Source organism: Bradyrhizobium sp. (assembly GCF_049581145.1).
Lineage (GTDB): Bacteria > Pseudomonadota > Alphaproteobacteria > Rhizobiales > Xanthobacteraceae > Bradyrhizobium.
In genome coordinates, this window is record NZ_JBAURI010000598.1 from 1 (window position 1) to 4,341 (window position 4,341).

A 4,341-nucleotide genomic window follows, 5' to 3' on the forward strand; every position below is an offset into this window, starting at 1 on the left:
ATCCTGGGCTTTGTCATCGGTACCATCGCCGGCTCGCTGATCGGGCTCGCGCTGTGGTATTCGGTGTTCGTCGCCCGCCTGGTCGAGCCCTTCATCGTCGCCATCAACAGCGTGCCGAAGATCGCGCTGGCGCCGATCGTGGTGTTGTGGTTCGGCACCGGGCTGGTGTCCAAGGTCGCGCTGGCGGTGTCGCTGACGGCGCTCGTTGCATTGATCGCCGCCTACCAGGCCGCAAAGGACGCCGACGTCGATCTGCAGTCGCTGTTGATTTCGATGGGTGCGGACAAGCATCAGGTGTTCTTCAAGGCGGTGGTGCCGTCGACCCTGCCGTCCATCATCGCGACCTTCCGGATCAATATCGGTTTCGGGCTGGTCGGCGCGGTGGTCGGCGAGTTCATCTCGTCGCAGCGCGGGCTCGGCCACCTCATCTATACCGCCTCCAGCCTCTACGATCTCAACACGGTCTGGGTCGGGCTGTTCACGCTGATGATCATGGGCTTCGTGCTCTATTACGTCATCGACATCATCGAGCGGACCAGCCTGCCCTGGAAGCAGTCGAGCACCACCCACCAGGTTCAGGTCTAATTGCCTCATATTCTCATATACGGAGTCATCGGATGTCGTTACGTCTGCGCGTCGCCTGCGCCGCCGCGCTTGTTGCAACCCTGCTGGCCACGCCGGCGCTCGCCGAAAACAAGAAGGTCACGCTGTCGCAGGCCTTCCAGTCGATGCTCTATCTGCCGCTCTATGTCGCGATCGACGAGGGCTTCTTCACCCAGCAGGGCATCGACCTGACCAAGGAGACCGCCGGCGCGCCGACGGTGGCGCTATCGGCGGTGATCTCCGGCAGCGCGCAGTTTTCCATCCACGGACCGGAATGGACCGCGATCGCGGCCTCCAAGGGAGCCCCGGTCGATATCATCGCCAATGTCGTCAATGGCGCGGCGGTGTGGATCGCGACCACGCCGGACTTCAAGTTCACCGGCATCAAGGACATCAAGGGCCAGAAGGTCGTCACCGGCTTGATGCCGACCACCTCGACGTCGCTGTTCATGAAGCTGTTGAAGGAGAACGGCATGGACCCCAAGACCGACGTCGACATGATCCAGGTCGCGATCGGCTCCGAGCCCGGGCCGTTTCTCGCCAAGCAGGCCGACGTCGCGGTGATGTACGAGCCGGGACTGGATCAGGTGGTGGCCAAGGGCATGAAGGTGGTGCTCAGTTTCCCGAAATCCTATGGCGCCTATGCCTTCTCGGTGGTAACCGCGCGCAACGATGTCGATCCCGACACCGCCCAGCGCGTCGTCAACGCCATGGAAATGGCGCTGCGCTTCATGGCCAAGGACGAAGCCAAGACGGTCGAGATCGCCAAGAAGGAATTTCCCACCCTCGATCCCGCCGTGGTCGAATCCGCCGTCAAGCGGATGCTCGCCGAGGCCGTCTATCCGCCAAGCGTCGATATTTCGGCGGATGCGCTGAAGGTCGCGATGGACACCCAGATCGCGCTCGGCAATCTCGCAAGCCAGCCGGACTACAAGAGTTTCGTGGTCAAGAAATTCATCGATCCCGCGCTGGCGATGAAATAAGAAGCGCGCGCGAACGCCGTTTGGCACCGGGCGTGCAGGACACGGCCTGCGCCACGATTGACCCGGGGACTGATCGAGATGGCCCAGACGAGATGACCCAGACAACCGCGCTTCCTCCTCCGAAAGCCGGCGCAGGCGTGCTCGATCTGCTGCGTGCGTTCCGCGCCGATGAGGTGGCGGCGGATCGCTACGCCGCGGATCGACTTGCCAAGGCGACCGCCGTCGAGCCGCGGTTGAAAGCGTTCGAATATCTTCCGATCGATGTCACGCGGCGGCCCGGTCCGCTGTCGGGCATCCCGGTCGGGATCAAGGACATCATCGCGACCGCGGACATGCCGACGACCAACGGCTCGCCGATCTACCAGGGCCACGTCCCGGCAGCGGATGCCTGGGTGGTCGAGCGGCTGCGCAATCTCGGCGCGACGATCTTCGGCAAGACGGTCTCGACCGAGTTCGCCTGGCGGCATCCGGGGCCGACGGTCAATCCCTGGAATCCCGATCATACGCCGGGCGGTTCGTCGTCGGGCTCGGCCGCGGCGGTGGCTGCCGGACTTGTGCCGCTCGCGCTCGGCACCCAGACGCTCGGCTCGGTGATCCGGCCGGCCGCGTTCAACGGCATCGTCGGTCTCAAGCCGAGCTTTGGCGCGATCCCGCGCATCGGCGTGCATCCGTTGAGTCCGTCGCTCGATCATGTCGGCTTCTTCGCCCGCCGCGTCGACGATGTCGCGCTGGCGCTAGCGCTGACCGCGGGCGCAAGCGACGGCGATCGGCATGGCCGCCCGCTCCCGGCTTTCGCGGTCGACCTCGAACGGGGCCTCGAGCCTCTCGGCAAACCGCGCATCGGCATCGTCCGCTTCGAAAAATGGTCGCGCGCCGAGCCCGGGCAGCAGCGGGCGTTTGATGCGGCCATCGCAAGAGCGCGCGACGCCGGCGCCGTGCTGGAAGAGCTCGAACTCGCCGCCTTCGACCGCGAGAACTGGCCCGCCATCAACACCATTCTGTCCAGCGAAGGCGCGCTCATCTTCGCCGACCTGGTCGCACGCTTTCCCGATCGCACCAGCGACCAGCTGAAGTCGCAGGTCGAACGCGGCAAGGCGCTGGCCGCGCTCGACTACCTGAAGGCCAAGGCGATCCAGGAGAAGTGGCGCACAGCCTTCGCCACGGAGATCTCCGGCTACGACGCGCTGTTGACGCTGCCCGCCTTCGGCGAGGCCCCCCGCGGCCTGCACGCGACCGGCGACGCCGAATACTGCGCGCCCTGGACCTTTCTCGGCGTGCCGGCGGTGACGCTGCCGGCCGGCTTCGGCAACAACGGTTTGCTGCTCGGCATTCAGCTCGTCGCGCGATATCGCGAGGACAAGCGACTGCTGCAGGTCGCGAAATGGTTCGAGGCGGCGCTCGGTTTCGATCCTGGGATGCCCGTGATCGCGTCGTGAATTTTTGCGGCTGCCCATTGTTACAGACGTAACAGGAAAATCTGAAGCCACGACGGCGCTGCTAACAGTGTGGCCGGATTCCCCGAGATCGCTCGGATGACTCTCCAAAATGTGTGCTGCGGTGCGGGACACGATGCCCTATAGCGTTACCGGGGTGTCGGAGAGAGTGAATGTCTGGATGTTTAATCAGTGATTCTGACCCCAAATCCGTTCGCAGCACGCATCTGCTTGGCGGGATCGGAAACGATCCCATTGAACAATTTTCCGCAGGCGCCGAACGCAGGCCGGCGACCTGTCTCGTGATTGAAGACGACAACACGATGCGGCACCTCGTGACGAATTATCTCGAGGAGCACGATTTCCGGGCCATCCCGGCCTCCGGCCGCGACGAGGTCGCGGGCCTGCTGGCGCGCAGCGCGCCGGATCTCGTGATCCTCGATCTGCGGCTCGGCCAGGACGATGGCCTCGATCTCCTGCGCGACATCCGCCTCCACTCCGACGTCCCCATCATCATTACCACCGGTCATCGTCGCGACGAGATCGACCGCGTGGTCGGGCTGGAGCTTGGAGCGGACGACTACATCACCAAGCCTTTCGGCCTGCGGGAATTGCTGGCCCGGATCCGGGCGGTGCTGCGGCGGCGCGAGGCGGGAAAATCTGCGGCCCAGCGTGAGGTCGAAAGAGGCCGCTGCCGGTTCGGCGGCTGGCAGCTCGACCGGCGCAACCGGCGCCTCACCAATTCAAACGGCGAGCCGGTGGCGCTGACCAAGGGCGAGTACTCGCTCCTGATCGCGTTTCTCGACGCGCCGCAACGCCCGCTTTCGCGCGAGCACCTGTTGCAGGCGACGCGGATCCACGAGGACGTGTTCGATCGCAGCATCGACGTCCAGGTCCTGCGCCTGCGCCGCAAGCTCGAGAGCGATCCGACGACGCCATCGATCATCCAGACCGAACGCGGCGTCGGCTACGTCTTCGCGCTGCCGGTGGAACCGCTCTGATCGACGCCTCCGACCAGGTCGCGCCGAAGGCATCGGCGCACCACAGGCAGATATGGCCATGCCGCGAGATTCAATTTCAAAAGCAGATCCGCGTCCCATTACAATCGTAGCCCTAATCCTAGGCAGTGGAATGCTGCCGAAACAGACCTCCGCCAAAGTCGCCCAAGGCAAAAGAGCTTTGGGAGATTGCAATGCATGCAGAGAAGATCTTCGACCACCGATCGCGGTTCAGGTCCGGTCCGGAAGGCCCGACCAGCGATACCGACACCACAGCAGCCGGACCCGCCGGCGCCGCGCGTTCCGGCGCCCGATCGCCTCACC

The 4,341-nt window shown here is 64.6% G+C and carries 4 protein-coding genes; all 4 read left to right on the forward strand.

Annotated elements, in window-relative coordinates; translation table 11 throughout:
• The coding region (locus WCB02_RS19770) for an ABC transporter permease (RefSeq protein WP_423960637.1) at window positions 1–585 on the forward strand (585 nt) is incomplete at its 5' end.
• 32 nt (window positions 586–617) lie between these two features.
• Window positions 618–1,586, forward strand: a complete 969-nt coding sequence (locus WCB02_RS19775) for an ABC transporter substrate-binding protein (RefSeq protein ID WP_423960638.1) — start codon at window positions 618–620, stop codon at window positions 1,584–1,586.
• A gap of 92 nt (window positions 1,587–1,678) precedes the next feature.
• A complete protein-coding gene (locus WCB02_RS19780; protein ID WP_423960641.1) occupies window positions 1,679–3,022 on the forward strand; it encodes an amidase in 1,344 nt (447 codons plus the stop codon).
• 236 nt (window positions 3,023–3,258) lie between these two features.
• Window positions 3,259–4,020 (forward strand): response regulator, encoded by a 762-nt coding sequence (locus WCB02_RS19785; RefSeq protein WP_423960642.1) that lies wholly within the window; start codon window positions 3,259–3,261, stop codon window positions 4,018–4,020.
• Window positions 4,021–4,341 lie beyond the last annotated feature (321 nt).